We start from the raw sequence: 21,588 nt of genomic DNA, 5'->3' as shown, positions 1-21,588 counted from the left end.
GAGGAGATCGCAGGCCACACAAGAGGAGGAGAGCAGCATGTCATCATCATTCATTCGTCCCACGCGCCGAAACTTCCTGGCGGGTTCGGCAGCGATCGGCGCCGCCGGCCTGCTCGGCATCAGGCCTGCTTCGGCAGCAGTCGACTGGAAGCGCTTTGCCGGAACGACGCTCGAGGTGAACCTCGTCAAGAGCCCGCGCAGCGAAACGATCCTCAAATATCTGAGCGAATTCGAAGCGCTGACCGGCATCAAGGTCAACGCAGAAGCCACGCCTGAACAGCAGCAGCGTCAGAAGACGACGATCGAGCTCAGCTCCGGCAAGCCGAGCTTCGACGTCGTGCACCTCAGCTACCACGTGCAAAAGCGCCAGTTTGAAAAGGGCGGCTGGCTTGCCGATATCAGCGGCTTCGTCAAGGACCCGTCACTGACCGACCCGTCGCTGGTCGAAAGCGACTTTGCGGAAGCCGGCATGCAGTTCGCCAAGGATTCACAAGGCGTGCTGCGCTCGCTTCCCTTCTCGGTGGACTACTGGATTGTCTACTGGAACAAGGAACTGTTCGAGAAGAAGGGCCTGTCCTATCCGTCGACATTCGATGAGATGGCTAGTGCCGCTGAAGCCCTGACCGATAAGTCCTCCAATACCTACGGCTTCGTGGCTCGTGGCCTCAAGAATGCCAACGTTCCGGTTTGGACCACCCTGCTGCTCGGCTATGGCTCGACGCCGCTCGGCCCGGATGGAAAGCTGCGCACGACCTCTGACGAAGCCGTCGAGGCGGCCAAGATGTATCAGCGCCTGATGACGAAGTCTGCGCCTGTTGGCGTGTCCGGCTTCAACTGGGCGGAGGCACAGTCTGCCTTCCTGCAGGGCAAGGTCGGCATGTGGCTCGATGGCGTCGGCTTCGCGCCGCCGATCGAGAATCCGGAAAAGTCCCGCGTCGTCGGCAAGGTCGGCTACGGCATCATGCCGAAGGGACCAAAGGCACAGGCGGCCGCCACGACCGGTGACGGCATCGGCGTCACCGCCGCCAGCAAGAACAAGGAAGCGGCCTATCTCTTCTGCCAGTGGGTCATTTCCCACGACATGGGCGCGCGCCTTCTGCAGGCGGGTGCCGGCGTTCCCTTCCGCAATTCGATTCTCGAAGACGCCAAGGTTCGCGAGGGCGTCACCATGCCGAGCACCTGGGTCGATGCCGTTGCGGGCTCGGCAAAGGTCTCGCAGCTCGCGCTGCCGGTCATCATTCCGGTCACCGAGTTCCGCGACATCTATGGCGTCGGCTTGACCAACATGATCGGCGGCGCCGATCCGGCAGCGGAACTGAAGAGCGCCACGGCGCAGTTCGAACCGGTACTGGCCCGAAGCGAGGGATAATGGCATCCGTGAGCATGGACACCACGCGATCGAATAGCATCGCAAACGGGAGGAGCAAGCCAGGTCGGCTTGCTCCAAACTACTGGCCCTTCGTTGTCCCGGCGCTGCTCGTCATCGCCGCGGTCATCGTGTTTCCTTGGGTGTTTACGCTCTGGATGAGCGTGAACAGCTGGACCCTGGGCCAGCCGGTGGTTTTTGCCGGTCTGGACAATTACACCCGGCTGCTGGTGGACATGCGCTTCTGGGAATCGCTTTGGCACACGGCGCTCTACACGCTGCTTGCCGTCGTCGCCCCGCTCATCCTGGGCACGCTCGCCGCCCTGATTTTCGACGCACAGTTTCCGTTCCGCGGTTTGCTGCGGGGCGTTTTCGTCATGCCGATGATGGCGACACCGGTCGCCATAGCGCTCGTCTGGACGATGATGTTCCATCCGCAGCTCGGCGTGCTCAATTACCTGCTGTCGCTCGTGGGCATCGGGCCGCAGGAATGGATCTACAACCAGAACAGCGTCATTCCCTCGCTCGTGCTGGTCGAGACCTGGCAATGGACACCGCTGATCATGCTGATCGTTCTCGGGGGCCTGGCGGCCGTTCCGCGCGAACCCTATGAGAGTGCCGAAATCGACGGCGCCAACGCCTGGCAGAAGTTCCGCTACCTGACCCTGCCGATGATCGCACCCTTCCTGATGATCGGCGTGATGATCAGAAGCATCGATGCGGTCAAGAGCTTCGATATCATCTATGCGATGACCCAGGGCGGGCCAGGCACCGCATCGGAGACGATCAACATCTATCTCTATAATACGGCCTTCTCCTACTATGACATCGGCTACGGGTCGGCGATGGCGGTCGTCTTCTTCATCATGATTGTCGCGCTTTCCTTCGTCCTGATGATGATCCGGCAGCGCGCCAACTGGTCCGACACGGAGACACGCTGATGAAACGCAAGACGATCGATCGCATCGGGCTGCTGTTTGTCGCCCTCGTCATGGTCTCCCCTGTCATCCTGTTCTTTCTCTGGATGATCTCGCTGTCGCTGAAATATGAAATCGACAATGGCGCCTATCCGCCGATCTTCATCCCCGAGCGTTTCGCCTGGTCGAATTACATGAAGGTCTTCGAGGAGAATAATTTCTTCCTCTATTTCTGGAATTCGATCCTTGTAACCGGCGGCGCAACCTTGCTCGCGCTGCTGATCGGCGTACCCGCCGGCTACGGCATCGCGCGGCTCAAGGCGGAGCGTTCCGCCATGGTCATCATGATCGCCCGCATGACGCCAGGCCTGTCCTTCCTCATTCCGCTGTTCCTGCTGTTCCAGTGGCTGAACCTTCTCGGCACGCTCTGGCCGCAGATCATCATCCATCTGGTGGTAACGGTGCCGATCGTCGTCTGGATCATGATCGGCTATTTCGAAACGACGCCGATGGAGCTTGAAGAGGCGGCCAGCATCGACGGTGCGACCTCCTGGCAGGTCTTCCGTCTGGTGGCGCTGCCGATCGCCAAACCCGGCATCGTCGTGGCTTTCATCCTCTCGGTCATCTTCTCCTGGAACAACTTCGTCTTCGGCATCGTGCTTGCCAGCCGCGAGACCAGAACCCTGCCTGTGGCCGTCTATAACATGCTCTCGTTCGAGCAGGTCAGTTGGGGGCCGCTTGCTGCAGCCGCACTCATCGTAACCCTGCCCGTGCTGGTACTCACCATGTTTGCGCAAAAGCAGATCGTTGCGGGCTTGACGGCTGGTGCCGTCAAGGGCGGCTGACCCAGGCATTCAAAGGACCATCAACATGGCAAATGTGAATATTCGAAACGTCCAGAAACGCTTTGGCGCCGTCAATGTCATCAGGGACATCAGCGTTGATATCGCCGACGGAGAATTCGTTGTGCTCGTCGGTCCGTCCGGCTGCGGCAAATCCACCCTGCTGCGCATGATTGCCGGCCTGGAGGAAATGAGCGACGGCGAAATCCGGATCGGTGCTCGTGACGTCAGCAACCTGAGGGCCCGCGACCGCGATATCGCAATGGTCTTCCAGAACTATGCGCTCTATCCGCATATGAGCGTCGCCGACAATATGGGCTTTGCTCTGAAGCTGAAAAAGGCCGACACGTCGGAGATTTCCGAACGGGTCACTAAGGCGGCTAACATCCTTGGCCTTGAAAAGCTGCTCGACCGTTATCCCAAACAGCTCTCAGGGGGCCAGCGTCAGCGTGTCGCCATGGGCCGCGCATTGGTGCGCGATCCGCAAGTCTTCCTGTTCGACGAGCCGCTTTCCAATCTCGATGCGAAGCTGCGCGTGCAGATGCGCGCCGAAATCAAATCGCTGCATCAGCGTATCAAGACGACGACGATCTATGTCACCCACGACCAGATCGAGGCGATGACGATGGCTGACAAGATCGTTGTTCTGCATGATGGCGTCATCGAGCAGGTCGGCGCTCCCCTGGAACTCTATGACCGCCCCGCCAATCTCTTCGTCGCCGGCTTTATCGGCTCGCCCTCGATGAATTTCATCGACGGCAGGATTGAAGAAGGTGTCTTCCGCACCGAAATGGGCCTCATCTTGCCACTGCCGGAAAACATCAAGAGCGCACCACCCGCTGGTCAGCTCGTCTACGGTATCCGTCCCGAACATATTCGCGCCAGCCAAGGCGGCATTGGCGGCCGTGCCGAAATCGTCGAGGGAACGGGATCGGAAATCTTCGCCAAGCTGGATTGCAATGGCGAACAGATTTCCTGCCTCTTCCGTGAACGGCTGGCAATCGCGTACGGCGACACAGTTTCGATCGCGATCGATCCGGCAAGTGTCCATCTCTTCGACAAGTCAACTGGCCGACGCATTTGAGCCCGACCTTCTCCGATGCGGGCAGCAAGCCGCGCCACGTGCTCTGCGTCGGTGCTGCCGTGCTCGATACACTGTTTCGTGTCCGCACGATCCCGCAGACGCCGGGTAAGGTTCTGCCCTATGAAATGCTGCAAGTGGCCGAGGGCATGGCTTCCAGTGCGGCCTATGCGATCGTGCGCCTCGGTGGTCTTGCAAGCCTGTGGGGCGCAGTCGGCGACGATCCGGCCGGCCAGCAGATCCTGTCAGAGCTCGAGCAAGCGGGAATTGATGTCGGCGGCAGCGCCCGGGTTGCGGGCGCCCGTTCGGCCGTTTCGACGATCCTCATCGACGACGATGGCGAAAGGCTGATCGTTCCCTTCTACGATCCGCGACTGCACGAACACGTTAAGGAGGTCACAGCCGACGATCTCGCGGCGTTCAATGCCGTCATGGTGGATGTGCGCTGGCCCGCTCTTGCCCTGAAGGTCCTGCAAGCAGCAAGGGCAGCCGGAAAGCCAGCAATCCTCGATGGCGATGTCGCTGCGCCTCGCATCATCGACATGCTGGCGAAACATGCCGACCACATCATCTTTTCAGAGCCGGCAGCCGGTAGCCTTTCGCAGATCGACGATCCGGCCGGCATGGTACCGCATCTCAAGACGCAATATCCGCAGGCCTTGATCGTGGTCACCGCCGGGGAGCGCGGCAGCTATTGGTGGAACGAAGAAACAGCTGACGTCGCACATGTGCCTGCATTTCGGGTCAAGACGATCGACACACTGGCGGCCGGGGATATTTTCCATGGCGCCTATGCGTTGGCGGTCACGGAGGGATTGACGACAAATGCGGCTATCCGGATGGCCTCTGCCGCCGCAGCGTTGAAATGCAGCACCTTTGGCGGGCGGCTCGGCGCACCGCAGCGTGCCGAGGTTTCGGCTTTGCTGGGGGAAGGCGATCGCACGCCAACGGCGGCAGCCGATATGATTGCCGGCCAATCCATCTAGGACCTCAGTTTTCGCTCACATAGGCGAGGTAGCGCTTCTTGCTCGGCTGCAGGTGATCGACACAGAGCTGCGCCAAGACCCAGTTGTCCCTACCTTTCAGCATCTCGATCATCAGCCGATGATGTTCGTGTGAGATCTGCAGCGATTCCTTGCTGGACATGGAATTGGCACGTACCGGCAGGCTGAGGCGCATATAGAGTTCGATCGACTGGACGAGATGGGAATTGCCACAGGCCCCGAAGAGCGTCAGGTGGAACCGGTCGTTCGTCTCATGCACGCCGCGCAGATAGCCGGATTCCACATGCCGGCCGTGCTCTTCATGCAGGACCGTCAGTTCAGCGATCAGCTCGTCGGGTGCCGGCAATGGAATCCAGAGCGCGGCCTGCCGCTGCAGCAGCTCGCGCACGTCATAGATCTCCTGCACCTGTCGAGGGGTCAGCGAACGGACAGTGGCACCCTTATTGCGCTCGCGCACGACAATGCCCATCGCCTCCAATTGGACAATCGCCTGGCGGGCGAAATGGCGGGTGACATGGAAGCGCGCCAGCAGCGTGTCTTCGGTCAGCCGCGTGCCTGGCGCCAGCCGTCCGAAGATGATGTCTTCCTCAAGGGCGCGCGCGATGCTCAGGTCGTCGTGTTCGATCTCGCCTTCACTGATATCGTCAAGCATCTGCATCCATAATCCTCCGGCGGCTGGCCATCTTATCGCGGTTTGCCTCGAGCGTCGAACCGGCTCAGCCGATAGATATCTTCAACCAGCGCCAGCGTCTTCATGTTATCGTCGGGAACAGTCTCCATCGCCGCACGCCCCTCCAGCCCATCGAGGAAATGCGCGATCGTTGCATCATAGGCGCCCTGATAGACCGCATCCGCATCAAATTCCTCCAGGCGCTGAATTTGCCCCTTCGCCGAAAGACTGATGCCGTCCAGTTCCAGCGTCGCCTGTGTACCAAAAACCCGCAGATGGTCACGCGGCGCCGGCGGAGCGCCATGCACCGCGAGATTGGCGTTTACAGTGACCATCACCCCGTCGTCCAGACGGCGCAGGACGACGGACGCAACATCTTCGGCGACAATGTCGTCATTGCTGCGCTCGAGATGTGCGGCAACAACCTCCATCTCGCCGAACAGGTAGCGCAGCGTATCCAGGTGATGGATCATCACCTCCATGACAAGAAGGCGTTCCTGTGTGCGGAAAAACGGCTGGCGGACGAGCGCCGGCCTTCTGCCCTCACCGTCTGCAATCATCCCACTCGACAGGAATTCGAATTGGACCTGCCTGACGGCGCCCGCGATGCCCTCCTCCAGCCATGCCTTCAGCCGGCGATAGTAAGCGCGAAACCGCCAGTTCTCATGCACCATCAACCGGATCGACGGCGGCAGACCGGCAACGAGAGCAGCGGCCTGATCGTAGTCACGCGCGAGCGGCTTCTGGCAGATGATATCGAGGCCCCTTGCCGCGGCAAGCCGCACAAGCGCAACATGGGCCTCGCGCGGCGCGCAGATATCGACCGCATCGAGCGCTTCATTCGCCAGCATCGTCTCCGCAGTCGCGTAAGCGCGTGGAATGCCAAAGTGCTGGCTTTTGGCCTCGCGCGCCTCGGTGGAGGGATCGGCGATCGCGACGATCTCGGCGCGTGCCGACTGTTTTGCCCATGCCGGCAGATGATATTCACTCACCCAGCCGGCGCCAATAATCCCTACACGCCTTCGCCTGATCTCTTCCATAAATCACCGCACCCTATTTTATCGATAATCTAAGCGCCGCCGGCCGGAAAGCCAATGCGTAATGCAGATAAAAAACGGAAAATATCGTGAATTATATTGAGTTTTCTTTATAAAAATCGCCGACCAAGCTGATCCGCATGCGTGTCGCCATATCTTATTTATTGACAATCCTGCATATCCCACTAGGCTTGAGATCAATTTAAGGGACGAGGGAGGAACAATGTCGAGCGGTCTTCGTCGCAAGCTGACGAGTTACGGCGATCAGGGTTTTTCCCTTTTCCTCCGAAAGGCCTTTATCAAGGCAATGGGCTATTCGGACGATGCCCTCGATCGCCCGATCGTGGGGATCGCCAATACTTACAGCGATTTCAACCCCTGCCACGGCAATGTCCCGCAGCTGATCGAAGCGGCCAAGCGTGGCGTTATGCTCGCAGGCGCCATGCCTATGGTTTTCCCGACAATTTCCATCCATGAGAGCTTCGCCTCACCGACCTCGATGTATCTGCGCAATCTGATGGCGATGGAAACCGAGGAAATGATCCGCGCCCAGCCGATGGATGCCGTCATCCTCATCGGCGGCTGCGACAAGACCCTGCCGGCGCAGATCATGGCCGCTGCCAGCAGCGAGATACCGGCGATCTTCCTGCCGACGGGGCCGATGGCCGTCGGCCATCACAAGGGCGAAAGGCTCGGCGCCTGCACCGATTGCCGCCGTTTCTGGGGCCGCTTCCGTGCAGGAGAAATCGACGAGGCGGAGATTACCGATGTCAATAACAAGCTCGCAAGCTCGATCGGCACCTGCACGGTCATGGGAACGGCGAGCACTATGGCCAACCTGACCGAGGTGATGGGTCTCTGCCTGCCGCGGGCGGGATCGGCACCCGCCGCAGAATCCGAGCGGGTACGGCTAGCCGAAGAGACGGGCCGTGTCGCCGCCGCGCTTGCAGCCAACCCGGATGCGCCGACTGTCCGCGATATCCTGACCCCAGCGGCCATCCGCAACGGTCTTGTCGCCCTGCAGGCGATGGGCGGCTCGACCAATGCCGTCGTCCACCTTGCCGCCATTACCGGGCGGCTCGGCATTCGCCTCGACATGGCCGAGCTCGACAGGCTGGGCAAGGTCATACCACTTCTCGTCGATCTGCAGCCATCCGGCCAGCACTATATGGAACAGTTCCATGAGGCCGGCGGCGTGCAGACGCTGTTGAAAGCCGTTCGCCACGAGATCGACGGCAGCCAGCAGACGGTCTATGGGAAGACCATTGGCGAGGTGATCGACGCCGCCCCCGATGAGCCTGGGCAGACAATCATTCGTACCGTCGAAAAGCCGCTGAAGCCGATCGGCACCATTGCCGTACTCCATGGCAATCTCGCGCCTCGCGGCGCAGTCATCAAACAATCTGCCGCATCGAAGGATCTGCTGCAACACGAGGGGCGAGCGGTCGTGTTCGATTCCGTCGAGGACATGACCCTGCGGATCGACAGCGACGACCTTGACGTCAGCGCCGACGATATTCTCGTTCTGCGCAATGCCGGTCCGAAAGGCGCGCCGGGCATGCCCGAAGCCGGATACCTGCCGATCCCGCGCAAGCTCGCCCGGCAAGGTGTCAAGGACATGGTGCGGATTTCCGATGCCCGCATGAGCGGCACCGCCTTCGGGACCATCGTACTCCACATCGCCCCCGAAGCTGCCGCCGGCGGACCCTTGGCGATCGTCAGAACCGGTGACCGCATCCGACTCGACGTCAAGGAGAGACGCATTGACCTTGCCATCGACCAGACAGAATTCGACCGGCGGATGGCGGAACTCGGAGAGATATCGGCTGCCGAGCCCGTGCGCGGCTATGCGAAACTCTACCATACGCGCGTGCTGCAGGCCGATGAAGGCGTCGATTTCGACTTCCTCCAACATGAGGAACTGGATCGGAAATGAGCCAGCCGGACAGTGAAGCGCCATTCTGCCTGCCACGTCTGCCATTGACCCGTCTTCCGAACAAGCCGCTGCCTCAGGGCACGATCGACACGCATTTCCATGTCTTCCGGTCGGACGCACCCCTCAACACGCCGCGCAGCTATACGCCAGAGATCGCGACGACGGCCGACTGGATCGCCTTTGCCGACCGGCTCGGTATCGGCAGGGGCATTCTCGTGCAGCCGAGCGTCTACGGCCTCGACAACCGGGTGCTTGCCGAGGCGCTGGCTGCCTTTCCGAAACGCCTTCGCGGCATTGTCGTCATCGATCCCGAGACCAGTGCCGAAGAGATCGCCCGCCTCGACAGGCTCGGCGTCCGCGGTGTGCGCATCAACACCCGCAACAAGGGCGGCCTGCCGCTGGCAGCCGCCGAAAAGCTTGCTGCAGCCGTCCGTGAGTTCGGCTGGTCGCTGCAGTTTCAGATCAATCCGGACCAGATCGATGATCTCGCCGGGCGGTTGCCGCCTCTCGGTGTCCGCTTCGTCATCGATCATCTGGGCTTCATGCCGCTCACCGACAGCGCATGGCGTGAGCATCTTCCGGCGCTGCAGCGGTTAGCCGATCATGCCGGCGGATATATCAAGCTGACGGCGCCTTATCGGCTGACGCGTGACCGCGGCTATCCCGGCTTTGCCGAAGTGGTCCGAGCGCTTGCGGCCAGCCATCCGGAAAAACTGCTCTGGGGCAGCGATTGGCCACACACCGAACTCTGGAGCGATATGCCAGATGATGCCGACCTGATCGATGGGATGCAGGATGCAATCGGCGACCTCGCGCTTGCCCGTAAAATCTTCATCGAGAATGCCGAAACGCTATTCTTTGGGCGCTGAGCGCAAAGCGCCTTGACGATCGCCAGTGTCATCTATGTCATTGTTGTCACTCGTTTTGTCAGTCGATTGCGAGTCGGCGGATACCATCATCCCGGTTCGGAGGAAATGTGAGCAAGAGCTATGACTTCATCATTGCTGGTGGCGGATCCGCGGCCTCGGTTGCCGCGATGCGGCTGGTGCGGGATTTTGGGTTTTCGGTGCTCATCATCGAGCGCGGACCGCGCGATACGGCGAGGCTTATGTCCTTTCCTGCCGGTTACATGAAATACCTTGCCCGCGACGATTTCCTCGAGATGCACCACACGGTGGCGCAGCCGCAACTCGGCGGCCGTGGCCCGATCGTGCCGGTCGCAAAAGCGCTTGGTGGCGGCAGTGCGGTCAATGCCATGGTGTATATGCGCGGCCAGAAGGAGGACTATGACAGTTGGGCCACCTATCTCGGCAACGGAGCAGAGTGGTCCTATGCGGATATGCTGCCGCATTTCAAAGGCATCGAAGCAAACAGCCGTTTCAATAACGAATTCCACGGCATTTCCGGCAATCTGCGCGTCTCCGAGCCGCGCCATATCTCGGATACGACCGAGGATTTCATCCTTGCGGCCCAGGGGCTCGGCCATCCCTACAATCCCGATTTCAACGGCGTCAGGCAGAATGGCGTCGGTATCATGCAACATACCTTCGCCAAATGGGGCCGGCGCACGCAACGCTCGGATGCGAAGAAAGCCTTCCTCGATCCGCTCTCGGGCGACAGCAGGCTGGAGATCATCACCGAAGCCCGCGTCGATCGCCTGATCATCAGGAACGGCCGCGCCGTCGGCGTCTCCTATACGCGGGCTGGCCAGACGCATGAGACCATGGCCGAACGCGAAGTGCTCGTTGCGTCGGGAACCTATAACAGCGCCAAGCTGCTGATGCTCTCGGGCATCGGGCCTGCCGACCATCTGCGTGAACACGGGATCGAGGTGATAGCGGACCTTCCAGGTGTCGGCGCCAATCTGCAGGATCATCACGAGGTTCCGGTCATCGCCACCACGAAAGGCAAATCAGGCTATTTCGGCGAGGACAAGGGTTGGCCGATGATCCGCAACGGGCTTCAGTATCTGCTCTTCGATTCCGGGCCGGTGACGACGACAGGCATCGAGTCCTGCCTCTTCTACGATCCCGATGGCGGTGAGCGGCCGACGATCCAGCTCTATTGCGCGCCGATCGTCTACCTCGATCGTGATGTCTCCTCCGCCAAGCCGACCTGGGGCGTGACCTTCACCTCCTGCCTGCTTCGCCCGAAGGCGCGCGGCAGCGTAAAGCTGCGCTCCGCAAACCCGGCCGAGCAGCCGCTCGTCGACTGCAATTTCTTCGGCAACCCCGATGACCTGCGCCTCACCCTGGCGTCTCTGAAAACGGCGCGGCGGCTTCTGGAAACCGAGCCTTTCCGTTCCAAGATCGCCATGGAAATCCTGCCCGGCAAGGCGCTGCAAGATGAGGAGGCGCTCACGAAATTCGCTGGCCAGACGGTCAAGACCAACTATCATCCCTCCGGCAGCCTGCGCATGGGGCCGGATAACGATCCGATGGCAGTGGTCGATGGCGCGCTCAAGGTTCGGGGGGTCGATGGCCTGCGGGTGATCGATTGTTCGATCATTCCCTTCATTCCCTCGGGCAACACGAACGCGCCAGCCATGGCGATCGGCTCCAAGGCGGCCGACATGATCGGCCGGCGACATCGATAAAAACGCCGTGATCATTGAATGCCGCTCATTTCGACGCTATATAGTGTCAGTAATACTGGCATGGAGATGGATCATGGGCTTGGCACAATATGCAGATGACGGGCTATTTGCCCCGCGCAAGATCGCCGATGCCTTTCGCACGACGAGCGAGGAAATTGCCCGCACGGCAGGTCTCGGCAAGGATGCGATCCAGCGCAAGGACCGCCTGCGCTCTGACAAGACGCAACGACGCCTGCGCGAGATGATCGAGGTCGTCAACAAGGTCGAGCCCCGCTTCGGCTCGGCGCTGATGGCCTATGCCTGGTATCGTTCCGAGCCCCTGTCAGGCTTTTCCGGCCAGACGGCTATGCAGCTCGTTCGCGACGGGCGGGCGGAGGAAGTCCTCGACTATATCGATGCGATTGATGCCGGTATCCACGCCTGATCCCGGCCGATGCGCTACGAAGGAAAGCTATATCGCGCACTGAACCCGATCCATGCACGCCAGCCGCTCTCCGGCCGGGGCGCAGAGCTTTATGGCGGCCGCTTCAACCCCAAGGGAACGCCAGCGCTTTATACGTCGCTCTCGGTGCTGACGGCACTGCGGGAGGCCAATCAGGTCGGCAGCCTGCAGCCGACGACACTCGTCTCTTACGAGGCCGATATCGAACGGATCTTCGACACGAGGGACGCGACCGCCCTTCAAGGGCTCGGTATCGATGCTGCAGGGCTCGCCACAGCAAGCTGGCGCGATGAGATGAAGGCCAAGGGCGAAGCAAGGACGCAAATGCTTGCGCGCGAACTCCTGTCCGACGGCTATCACGGGCTACTGGTCAGAAGCTTTGCGCCGGCGGCGAGAGCCGACGACCTCAATCTCGTGCTCTGGCAATGGAGCGATAAAGCTCCCTGCCGCCTGACCTTGATCGACGACGAAGGCAGGCTGTCCTGACCGATTGGTTTGATCGGCGCCGACTTTAAACCGGCGCCGATTGCCTTACGGGCTCTCAGGCCGCGCGAACCTTGTTCGGTCGCGCCCATTCGGGCAGCCAGTCGCCATGAGCGGCAAGCAACTCGTCCACCAACGACCAGATCTGGTCGAGATCAAGTTCGGCGGCCGTATGCGGGTCCATCATCGCGGCATGATAGATATGCTCCGGATTTTCCGTCATCAGCGCCTGGACCGTCAGTTCCTGGACATTGATATTTGTGCGGATCAGCGCCGTCAGCTGCGGCGGCAGGTCGCCGATAAAGGTCGGCTGGATCCCAGAGGCATCGACCAGGCAGGGCACTTCGGCAGCGCAATTGGACGGCAGCGACGTGATGCAGCCATTGTTGCGCACATTGCCGTAGATAACAGAGGGCTCACCCGTCCAGACCGAATTGATGATCGAGGAAGCATATTCCTTCGATTCCTTGACCTCGATCTTGTCGGCCGAACGATAGGCTTCCGCCTGCCCCTTCCAGCGGGCGATCTGCTCGATGCAGCGCTTCGGATATTCGTCGAGCGGAATGCCGAACTTCTCGATCAGATCCTCACGGCCTTCCTTGATGAAGTAAGGCGTGTATTCGGCAAAATGCTCCGAGCTTTCGGTGACGAAATAGCCGAGCCGCGTCAGCATCTCGTAGCGCACCTTGTTGGGGCAGCGCGGGTTCCAGCCGGGCTTCGGCGCGCGGCCTTCGCGATAGGCGCGAACCAGATCCGGATAGAGGTTCCTGTAGGAACCATCAGGCTGGCGATGCTCGAACTTCAGGTAGAAGGCCATGTGGTTGATGCCGGCCGAGCGGTAGCGGATCTCGTCATAGGGAATGTCGAGATCGTGGGCGAGCTCCATCGCCGTGCCCTGTACGGAATGGCAGAGGCCAACCTGCTTGATATCGGGATATTTTTCGGAAATCGCCCAGGTGTTGATCGCCATCGGGTTTACATATTGCAGCATGATGGCGTTGGGGCAGACTGCGCGGATGTCCTCGCAGATCTTCCAGAGATGCGGCACGGTCCGAAGACCGCGCATGATGCCGCCGACGCCGAGCGTATCGGCAATCGTCTGACGCAGGCCGTATTTCTTCGGCACTTCGAAGTCGGTCACCGTGCAGGGCTCGTAACCGCCGATCTGGAAGGCGACGACGACGAAATCGGCGCCCGAGAGTGCCTTGCGTTGATCGGAATAGGTTTCCGCCTTCGCCTTCACGCCAAGCGTCGAAATCAGCTTGTTGACGACGATGGCGCTTTCTTCCAGTCGCTGCGAATTGATATCCATGAGCGCGATCGTGGCGCCTGACAGCGCCGGACGCTGCAGGATATCGCCGACGATATTCTTCATGAAAACGGTGGAGCCAGCTCCGATGAACGTTATTCTGGGATTTGCCATATGAACCTCCGGCATTCTGAAATTACGCTACCTCGAAAGCGGCTTTGACGAGCCGTTCGGTGTAGGGTGTCTTGGGATTGGAAAGGACTTCGTTGACGGGTCCCTCTTCCATGATCTTGCCGTGCTGCATGACGATGACACGGTGGCAGAGGGCGCGCACGACCTTCAGGTCGTGCGAAATGAACAGGTAGCTCAGGCCTCGCTCATGCTGCAGCTTGCGCAGGAGTTCGATGATCTGCGCCTGGACGGACAGATCGAGCGCCGAGGTCGGCTCGTCGAGCAGGATGAATTCCGGCTCCAGTGCGATCGCCCGCGCAATGGCGATGCGCTGGCGCTGGCCACCTGAAAATTCATGCGGGAAACGCGACAGGATATTGCCCGGCATGCCGGCGGCAGTCAGCGCTTCGCGTACGCGGTCCAGCCGCTCACTCTTGGTGGCACCAAGCTTGTTGACCACCAGCCCCTCCTCGATGATCTGACCGATCGTCATGCGCGGATTGAGCGAGGAGAACGGATCCTGGAAGACGATCTGCATGCGTGAGCGCAAGGGGCGCATTTCTGCCCGTGACCTGCCGTGGATCGGCTGCCGGTCGAAATAGATCTCGCCATTATCGGTGTCGTTAAGCCTGAGAATAGCCTGGCCGAAGGTCGTCTTGCCGGAACCGGATTCACCGACGAGGCCCAGCGTCTCGTGCCGCCGCAGCGTCAGGTTGAGACTGTCGACGGCGACCAGTTCGCGCAGTTCCGGCCTGAAGAAGCCGCCATGGCGCAGCATGAAGGAGACGCGCACGCCACGGGCGTCGAGAATGATATCCGATCCCTCCGGCAACGGGTTGGCCTGTCCGCGCGGCTCGGATCCCAGAAGATGCTTGGTATAAGGATGCTGCGGATTGGCGAAAAGCTGCTCGGTCACATTGTGCTCGCGCATCTCGCCATGCTGCATCACGTAAACATAGTCCGAGAACTTGCGCACGACCGTCAGGTCATGGGTGATCAGGATCACTGCCATCCGCAATTCCGTCTGCAGATTGCGGATAAGGTTGAGGATCTGCGCCTGGACGGTCACGTCGAGCGCCGTCGTCGGCTCGTCGGCAATCAGGACATCGGGATCATTGGCAAGCGCCATCGCGATCATCACGCGCTGGCGCTGGCCGCCCGAAAGCTGGTGCGGATATTGCCGCAGGCGCGCTTCGGGATCGGGGATCTGTACCTGCTTCAAAAGCTCCAGCGCTTTGGCATTGGCCTGCTTGCGGCTCATCTTGCGGTGAACGCGGATCGCTTCGACGATCTGGCTGCCGATCGTGTAGATCGGGTTCAGCGAACTCATCGGCTCCTGGAAAATCATCGAGATGCGGTCGCCGCGCAGCCTGCGGCGGGCCTTCTCGGAGAATTTCAGGATATTGTTGCCGTCATATTCGACGCTCGAACGCGGCGAAATCACCGCGCGCTTGGAAAGAAGCCCCATGACGGTGCGTGCCGTTACCGATTTGCCGGAGCCGGATTCACCGACGATGGCGATCGTTTCGCCGCGATAGAGCTGGAAGGAAATATCCTTCACGGCTTCGACGGTGCCATGCTCGACCTTGAAATTCACGCCGATATTGCGCGCATCGATAATAGGGCTTTCCTTGCGGCCGTCGTGATCGTGACGGACGGGCGGGGCAAAGGAACTGACAAGAGCAAGAGCCATCTTCATCACCTCAATAGGGATCGACCGCATCGCGCAGACCGTCGCCCAAAGCATTGAAGGCGAAGACGGTGACCAGCACGAAGGCGACGGGCGAGAGAATCCAGGGATAGGTTCCGATGACGGAATAATTCGCCGTATCCTGCAGCATCAGCCCCCAGGAGATCAGCGGCGGCTTCACGGCAAAGCCGAGGAAGCCGAGGAAGGATTCGAGCAGCACGACGCTCGGAATGTGGATGGTGACGGCGACGATCACGTGGCTCATCACATTCGGGAAAATATGCTGGAAGATGATGCGCCGGTCGGTGGCACCAACGGCCATTGCTGCCCGCACATATTCGATGCGCGCCAGCGCCAGAGTCTTGCCGCGCACCTCGCGCGACATCTGCGCCCAGCCAAGCGCCGACATGACGAAGATCACGAAGGCGAGGAAGATGTTGGTCGGCGCTGTGATCGGGATCAGCGATGTCAGCGCCAGATAAAGCGGCAGCTGCGGGAAGGCGAGCACCAGCTCGACGAAGCGCTGCACCCAGATATCGAAGGCACCGCCATAGTAGCCTGACACCATCCCGACAGTGGTGCCGACGACGGTGACGATGAAGACCACCGTCAGCGCGATCATCAGCGAGATGCGTGAGCCGATAATGGCGCGCGACAGCACGTCTCGGCCGAACTTGTCGGTGCCGAGGAAATGCACCGGTTCGCCATCGACCGTGCCAAAGAAATGGCGATTGGCCGGGATGAGACCGAGTAGATTATAGTCAGCACCCTTCACGAAGAAGCCGAGCAGACGCGGATTGTCATAATCCAGGCCGACGACCGGCTGGAAAGTGACCGGATCGAGCTCTTCGGAATCCGCAAGCGCATAGACGCGCGGCCAGACGAGACTGCCCTCCTTGTCGTGGATGCTGATGAGCTGCGGCGGCGCAAAGCCGACATCGGTCGCCTTCGGATCCATCGGCGCGAAGAAATCGGCAAAGATCGCCATGATGATCAGGAGCCCGACGAGGATGAGGCCGATCATGCCGGTCCAGGAGCGCCGCAGCCGGCGCCAGACCAGAGCCATGTAGCTCTCATTGCCATGGCTGGTATTCTTGACCGTTTCCTCGTGTGGCGGCGGCGGTGTGGAAGAGTCGAAGGCAAACATATCAGGCTCCTCCATATTGACGGACCCGCGGATCGAGCATGGCAAGCAGCATGTCGGCGATGATGTTGCCGACGATCAGTGTCGCCGACAGCACCAGCATGAAAGTCGCGGTGACATAGACGTCACCGATCGCCATGGAGCCGACGATTGCCGGACCGACGGTTGGTAGAGCGAAGATGATCGCGGTCTCGATCTCGCCGGTCAGCATGTAGGGAAGCACGACACCCTGATACATGACGAGCGGATGGAGCGCGTTTGGAACGGCGTGGCGCATGACGACCGCGCCGCCCGAAAGCCCCTTGGCGCGCGCTGTCTCGACATATTGGGCGTTCAGCGTATCGAGCAGATTGCCGCGCATGACGCGCATATTGTAGGCGAGCCCGCCGAAGGTGGCGATCGCGACGACCGGCCAGACGTGGCTTACGAGATCCATGAATTTCGCCCAGGACCACGGCGCTCCGCCATATTGCGGTGAGAAGAAGCTGCCGATTTCCGTCACATTGAACTGGAAGACGAGCAGGTAGACGATGATCAGCGCCATCAGAAAGCGCGGCACCGTCATGCCGAGGAAAGAGATGCCGGAGAGCAGGCTGTCGATCCAGCTATATTGGCGGGTCGCCGCCCAGATGCCGAAAGTGATGCCGAGGATCGACGCGAAAATGTGGCAGACCAGCGCCAGGGCCAGCGTGCGCGGCAGGCGCTCGCCGACAACGTCGGCAACCGGCTTGTTGTAGAACATGCTGTAGCCGAAATCGCCTCTGGTCACTATGCCCGTGATCCAGTTGACGTACTGGACGACCAGCGGCTGATCGAGGCCATGTTCGACACGATAGGCCTGAGCCTGGGCATCGGCTTGCGCGAAGGAAGCGCCGCCCTGATTGATCAACTGCGAACGGATGTAATCGGCATAATCTCCGGGGGGTGCCTGGATAATCGCGAAGGTCACCACACTCAGGATGAAGAGGACGGGGATCGCCGAGGCGATGCGCATGAGCAGGAATCGTAACATCAGACGGTTCGCTTCTCCTTGCCGCCAGTCGCTCGTCTCAGCGCGGCCGGCTTGTTGATTCTGACCGGCCGCGCGCAGCACGCGCGACCGGAAGCTCTTGTCATTCGGGAGGGAGCTCTTAGTTTATCGGACCCTTGTCCCCGGGCTTACCGGGAAGCTGTTGAGGGAAGAGTTCGTACTTGCCCTGCTTGTCGGCGGCCACCCACACACGCTCGCGGATGACGGAGTCCTCGGCCCAGTTGAACATCATGATCGGCGTGCCCTCGGGAATATTCGAGAAACGCTTGTTGATGATCAGCGCGCCCGGATATTCGGTCAGGCCGACGGTATCGACGTGTTCGGTCGCAGTCTTCTGGTACTGCTTCATGAGCGCGACGCGTTCGTCATTGTCCTGGCTCGTGCGGAACTTGTTGACGATGTCGGCAAGCTCCTTTTCGTAAGGCAGGAGGTCGAGCTGATTGTCCTTGCCGGCGCGATGGTGCCAGCTGGTACGCGGGCCGACAGCGGCAAGCTGCTCGGTGTTCTGCACCACGGAGGCGAGCTCGGTTGTGTTGCGCTGGATCAGCCAGTCGAACTGGCCGGCATAATGCGCATTGTCCCGCTTCGGGCCATCAAGAGCATTGATGATGATCTTGATGCCGAGCTTTTCCATCTGGCCGACGACACCTTCGGCAAGGCTCTTGTCGGTGGTGTAGTCGTTGTTGACGAGAAGCACGATCTCGACGTTCTTGCCGTCAGCTGTTCCGGCCGGGAAGTTCACGAAGCCATCGCCGTCGGTATCCTTCAGGCCGACCTTGGCGAGCAGTGCCTTCGCACCCTTCAGATCGAAGGGATAGTAGACTGTCGAGTTGCGATCATAGAAGCTCGTGCCTGAGGAAAGGCCGCCTGCATAAATTGCCGTGAACGGTCCCTTGACGAGGGAGTCGCCGATTGCCTTGCGGTCGACCGCCATGGTTATGGCCTTGCGGAAGTCCTCGTTGCGGTCGAGTTCGCGGATCGCCTGACTGCGAGCGTCGGGATCACCCCAGCCATTGCCCGACAGGTTCATACGCAAGTTATAGCCGATGAGGCGCGGACCGAAGGCGAGACGCGCCGGAGCGGTCTTTTCGGCAGCGCGCTTGAGCGAGGCAACGAAGTTTTCCGGCTGCTCGAGGTTCGAGAAGTCGGCAGAACCGGCTACAGCCTGCACGTCACGGTCGGCCCAGGTCGAGAGCTTGTAGTGCAGCTCGTTGAGATAAGGCAGCTGATTGCCCTTCTCGTCGACCTTCCAGTAATAGGGATTGCGGCGCATGACGATGATATCGTCAGGCCGATATTCAACCGGCACCCAGGCGCCCATCACCGGCATGTTCATGAATTCCGGCGGGAAGGCGTTCTTGAACTGGTCGTAAGTGTTCTTCGAATATTTTGGATGCTGGAGTTTGAGAATATGCGATGGACCCGGGCAGAAGTTGGGGTAGGCCATCGTATAGAGATACTGCTTCGGGAAGGCTTCCTTGAAGGTCCATTCGACTGTGTAGTCGTCGATCTTCGTGAGCGTCGTTCCCTCACCGAAGGCCTCCGGCGACGCACCGCCACCGAGCGGCGAAACGTTCGGGTCGATGACTTCGTCTTCCCAATAGAACATGAGGTCATCGGCGTTGAAGGGCGCGCCGTCGGACCACTTGGCGCCTTCGATCAGGTGCATGGTGAGCTTGTGACCGTCCTGCGACCACTCCCAGCCCTTGGCGAGGTTCGGCAACGGCTCGGTATCCTTGGCTTCCACCTGGAATAGCGGTGCTGTGCGTGTCAGGCATTCGGAGAGGCCGATATCGATACCGCCCCAGCCCTGCGTCTGACCGGCACCGTAGTTCCAGCCTTCCGGCCGACCGCCGATGACATGGCGCATCACGTCGCCATAGACGCCGGGACCGTCAGGCATGTTCTCGGTCTTGAAGACCATCGGTTCCTTGGGCAGGCGATCCTTGACCGCCGGCAGCTTGCCGGTGTCGACGAAATTCTTCGTTACCCAGTCCGGCTCATGATATTCGGGCAGCGCCTTGAACTCCAGGATGGAGTCGCGGGACACATATTTGATCTTGCCTTCCGCCGGGAAAGCCGGCGGGGCTGGCGGCACTGTAGGCTCGGACGCATAGGCATTCAGGGCCGCGACTGAAACGCTGAGCGCCAGTCCTGCCAGGATGCCGATCTTACGGAAATTCGTCATCGTCTCTCCCTCTTGTTCCGGAGCGCTTGTACGCGTCTCCGCTTCTCCTCAAACGATAATGAAGGAAGCTTAAGCGCGACGGCCTTCCTCCCGAAGAACCGCCGCAGCCTCCCTCACCTGATTTAAACAGCCTGCTTCAGCGCGGCCTTTTCAACGCGAAGTTCCTCGATGGAGCGGACATGGCGGCGCGCAGCCCCTTCCCACTCTCGCGTCTTGACCTTGGAATTTGCCAGCCGCTCCTTGGCAGCCGGGACGGCATCAGCATATTGCGGCAGCCAGCGCGCCTGGGCGACCACCATTTCATCGACCATCTGCCAAACCTCTTCCGGGGTCGAGACGGCACCAACCAGCGGATCGTGCAGTACGGCGAGCTTCAGGAGATCGATATCGCCGGAAATCGCCGCATGCACCGACATGCGCTGGACATTGATCGACGAGATGCAAGTCGCAGCACAGGCTTCCGGAATGGTGATGCCGGAGACCATGTTGATGCCGAAGCGATCGACGAAGCCGGGCGACTCGATGATGGCGTCGGATGGCAGGTTGGTGATGACGCCGGTATTCTTGACGTTGAAGTGACCGCGATAGACCCGACCGGTCTCCAGCGCCTCCAGGATATGGCTCGCATGCTCGTTGGAGCGCTTGGCCGGATCGATCGGCTTTTCGGCCGAAGCGAGGAATTGCGGGAACTCCGTCTCGAACCAGTTGCGGGTCTCTGTCGAGTGACGCAGATAGCCGCCGGTCTCGCCATGGATCCAGTCCGACATATCGATCCAGCGGGTGATTTCGTCCGGCCGCTTGCGATACCAGGGCAGGTATTCGGAGAGATGACCGTTGCTTTCCGTCGAATAGACGCCGAAGCGCTTCAAGACGTCGATACGCAGCTTCTCCTGCTGCGAATAGACAGGGTGCGCCTCGAAAGCGGCGACCAGCTCATCCTTGCCGATCTTGCGGCCGTTGAGACGCAGATCGACGAACCAGGTCTGGTGATTGATGCCGGAGCAGATGTAGTCAAGCTCGCTCTGCGACTTGGCGCCCAGCACTTCGGCAATCTGTTCGGCGCCATGTTGGACACCGTGGCAGAGGCCGACCGTATCGACCTTGCCATATTCGATGGCCGCCCAGGTGTTCATCGCCATCGGATTGGCATAGTTCAGGAACTTCGCGCCCGGTGCTGCGACCTCGCGGATATCCTTGCAGAAATCGAGGATGACGGGAATATTGCGCTGGCCATAGAGAATGCCGCCGGCGCAGATCGTATCGCCAACGCACTGGTCGATACCGTATTTCAGCGGAATTCTGATGTCGTCGGCATAGGCTTCCAGCCCGCCGACGCGCACGCAGCTGATGACATAACGCGCGCCTTCCAACGCCTTGCGGCGATCTGTCGTGGCCGTCACCTTTGTCGGCAGCTTGTTCGACTCGACGATTTTGTCGAGGATCGCCTTGATCATCTGGAGGTTATGCTCGCTGAGGTCGGTCAGCGCGAATTCGATGTCCTTGAATTCCGGCACGCAGAGAATGTCCGTGAACAACTTCTTGGTGAAACCGACACTGCCTGCCCCGATAATAGCGATTTTGAAACTCATATCCTTCACCTCGATCCGATCAAATGCTAGGTAAAAAGACGGCAAAGGAGGATCAGGCGGCATGCTTTCGCACATCGTCTGAAAATACCGGGAAATAGCGCCTGTATTCCTCCCGGCCGTTCTTTCGACCGCGATCTCTTCCTCTTGTGAGAG

Annotated in this window: 18 protein-coding genes; 10 read left to right on the top strand and 8 right to left on the bottom strand. The window is 60.3% G+C overall.

Going from position 1 to position 21,588, the window contains the following annotated elements; translation table 11 throughout:
- Nucleotides 1–37: 37 nt before the first annotated feature.
- Genes LVY75_00925 through LVY75_00905 form a run of 5 tightly spaced genes read left to right on the top strand, consistent with a single transcriptional unit; the run spans nucleotide 38 to nucleotide 5,192 of the window.
- Nucleotides 38–1,369, top strand: coding sequence for a sugar ABC transporter substrate-binding protein (locus LVY75_00925; GenBank protein ID XAZ20557.1), 1,332 nt, complete (start codon nucleotides 38–40; stop codon nucleotides 1,367–1,369).
- The gene (locus tag LVY75_00920; protein ID XAZ20556.1) at nucleotides 1,369–2,307 is read left to right on the top strand and encodes a sugar ABC transporter permease; all 939 of its coding nucleotides are present in this window, start codon (nucleotides 1,369–1,371) and stop codon (nucleotides 2,305–2,307) included. Before LVY75_00925 ends, LVY75_00920 begins: the two co-directional genes overlap by 1 nt.
- Complete coding sequence (locus tag LVY75_00915) at nucleotides 2,307–3,128, top strand: carbohydrate ABC transporter permease (GenBank protein ID XAZ20555.1); 822 nt, start codon at nucleotides 2,307–2,309, stop codon at nucleotides 3,126–3,128. The genes LVY75_00920 and LVY75_00915 overlap by 1 nt, the downstream gene beginning before the upstream one ends.
- A gap of 25 nt (nucleotides 3,129–3,153) precedes the next feature.
- Nucleotides 3,154–4,209, top strand: coding sequence for a sn-glycerol-3-phosphate ABC transporter ATP-binding protein UgpC (ugpC, locus tag LVY75_00910; GenBank protein ID XAZ20554.1), 1,056 nt, complete (start codon nucleotides 3,154–3,156; stop codon nucleotides 4,207–4,209).
- The gene (locus LVY75_00905; protein XAZ20553.1) at nucleotides 4,206–5,192 is read left to right on the top strand and encodes a PfkB family carbohydrate kinase; all 987 of its coding nucleotides are present in this window, start codon (nucleotides 4,206–4,208) and stop codon (nucleotides 5,190–5,192) included. The genes ugpC and LVY75_00905 overlap by 4 nt, the downstream gene beginning before the upstream one ends.
- A 4-nt stretch (nucleotides 5,193–5,196) precedes the next feature.
- Here LVY75_00905 and LVY75_00900 read toward each other — a convergent pair whose 3' ends face one another.
- The gene (locus LVY75_00900; GenBank protein XAZ20552.1) at nucleotides 5,197–5,868 is read right to left on the bottom strand and encodes a GntR family transcriptional regulator; all 672 of its coding nucleotides are present in this window, start codon (nucleotides 5,866–5,868) and stop codon (nucleotides 5,197–5,199) included.
- 26 nt (nucleotides 5,869–5,894) lie between these two features.
- The gene (locus LVY75_00895) at nucleotides 5,895–6,920 is read right to left on the bottom strand and encodes a Gfo/Idh/MocA family oxidoreductase (GenBank protein XAZ20551.1); all 1,026 of its coding nucleotides are present in this window, start codon (nucleotides 6,918–6,920) and stop codon (nucleotides 5,895–5,897) included.
- A gap of 220 nt (nucleotides 6,921–7,140) precedes the next feature.
- Here LVY75_00895 and LVY75_00890 point away from each other — a divergent pair, with 220 nt between their 5' ends.
- The 5 genes from LVY75_00890 (at nucleotide 7,141) to LVY75_00870 (ending at nucleotide 12,377) form a co-directional block, all read left to right on the top strand.
- Nucleotides 7,141–8,853, top strand: a complete 1,713-nt coding sequence (locus LVY75_00890; GenBank protein ID XAZ20550.1) for a dihydroxy-acid dehydratase — start codon at nucleotides 7,141–7,143, stop codon at nucleotides 8,851–8,853.
- On the top strand, nucleotides 8,850–9,722 hold the full coding sequence (locus tag LVY75_00885) for an amidohydrolase family protein (GenBank protein XAZ20549.1): 873 nt from the start codon (nucleotides 8,850–8,852) through the stop codon (nucleotides 9,720–9,722). Before LVY75_00890 ends, LVY75_00885 begins: the two co-directional genes overlap by 4 nt.
- A 167-nt stretch (nucleotides 9,723–9,889) precedes the next feature.
- Nucleotides 9,890–11,449 (top strand): GMC family oxidoreductase N-terminal domain-containing protein, encoded by a 1,560-nt coding sequence (locus LVY75_00880; protein XAZ21391.1) that lies wholly within the window; start codon nucleotides 9,890–9,892, stop codon nucleotides 11,447–11,449.
- A 73-nt stretch (nucleotides 11,450–11,522) separates the two neighbouring features.
- Entirely contained in the window at nucleotides 11,523–11,873 is a 351-nt protein-coding gene (locus tag LVY75_00875) for an MbcA/ParS/Xre antitoxin family protein (protein ID XAZ20548.1), read from the top strand.
- 9 nt (nucleotides 11,874–11,882) lie between these two features.
- Nucleotides 11,883–12,377 carry an RES domain-containing protein gene (locus LVY75_00870; GenBank protein XAZ20547.1) on the top strand — a complete coding sequence of 165 codons (495 nt, stop codon included), beginning with the start codon at nucleotides 11,883–11,885 and terminating at the stop codon, nucleotides 12,375–12,377.
- Between the two features lie 55 nt (nucleotides 12,378–12,432).
- Here LVY75_00870 and LVY75_00865 read toward each other — a convergent pair whose 3' ends face one another.
- From LVY75_00865 to LVY75_00840, 6 genes are all read right to left on the bottom strand, one after another.
- Nucleotides 12,433–13,797 (bottom strand): alpha-glucosidase/alpha-galactosidase, encoded by a 1,365-nt coding sequence (locus LVY75_00865; GenBank protein XAZ20546.1) that lies wholly within the window; start codon nucleotides 13,795–13,797, stop codon nucleotides 12,433–12,435.
- Nucleotides 13,798–13,819: 22 nt separating this feature from the next.
- On the bottom strand, nucleotides 13,820–15,487 hold the full coding sequence (locus tag LVY75_00860; protein ID XAZ20545.1) for an ABC transporter ATP-binding protein: 1,668 nt from the start codon (nucleotides 15,485–15,487) through the stop codon (nucleotides 13,820–13,822).
- Nucleotides 15,488–15,497: 10 nt separating this feature from the next.
- Entirely contained in the window at nucleotides 15,498–16,631 is a 1,134-nt protein-coding gene (locus tag LVY75_00855; protein XAZ20544.1) for an ABC transporter permease, read from the bottom strand.
- A gap of 1 nt (nucleotide 16,632) precedes the next feature.
- Nucleotides 16,633–17,640 (bottom strand): ABC transporter permease, encoded by a 1,008-nt coding sequence (locus tag LVY75_00850; protein XAZ20543.1) that lies wholly within the window; start codon nucleotides 17,638–17,640, stop codon nucleotides 16,633–16,635.
- A gap of 118 nt (nucleotides 17,641–17,758) precedes the next feature.
- Nucleotides 17,759–19,846, bottom strand: a complete 2,088-nt coding sequence (locus tag LVY75_00845) for an ABC transporter substrate-binding protein (protein ID XAZ20542.1) — start codon at nucleotides 19,844–19,846, stop codon at nucleotides 17,759–17,761.
- A gap of 122 nt (nucleotides 19,847–19,968) precedes the next feature.
- Nucleotides 19,969–21,435, bottom strand: coding sequence for an alpha-glucosidase/alpha-galactosidase (locus LVY75_00840; GenBank protein XAZ20541.1), 1,467 nt, complete (start codon nucleotides 21,433–21,435; stop codon nucleotides 19,969–19,971).
- Between the last annotated feature and the right edge of the window lie 153 nt (nucleotides 21,436–21,588).

Origin of the sequence: Sinorhizobium sp. B11, from assembly GCA_039725955.1 — a bacterium.
In the GTDB taxonomy this organism is placed as follows: domain Bacteria; phylum Pseudomonadota; class Alphaproteobacteria; order Rhizobiales; family Rhizobiaceae; genus Rhizobium.
This window is presented reverse-complemented; position numbering and strand designations above follow the sequence as displayed.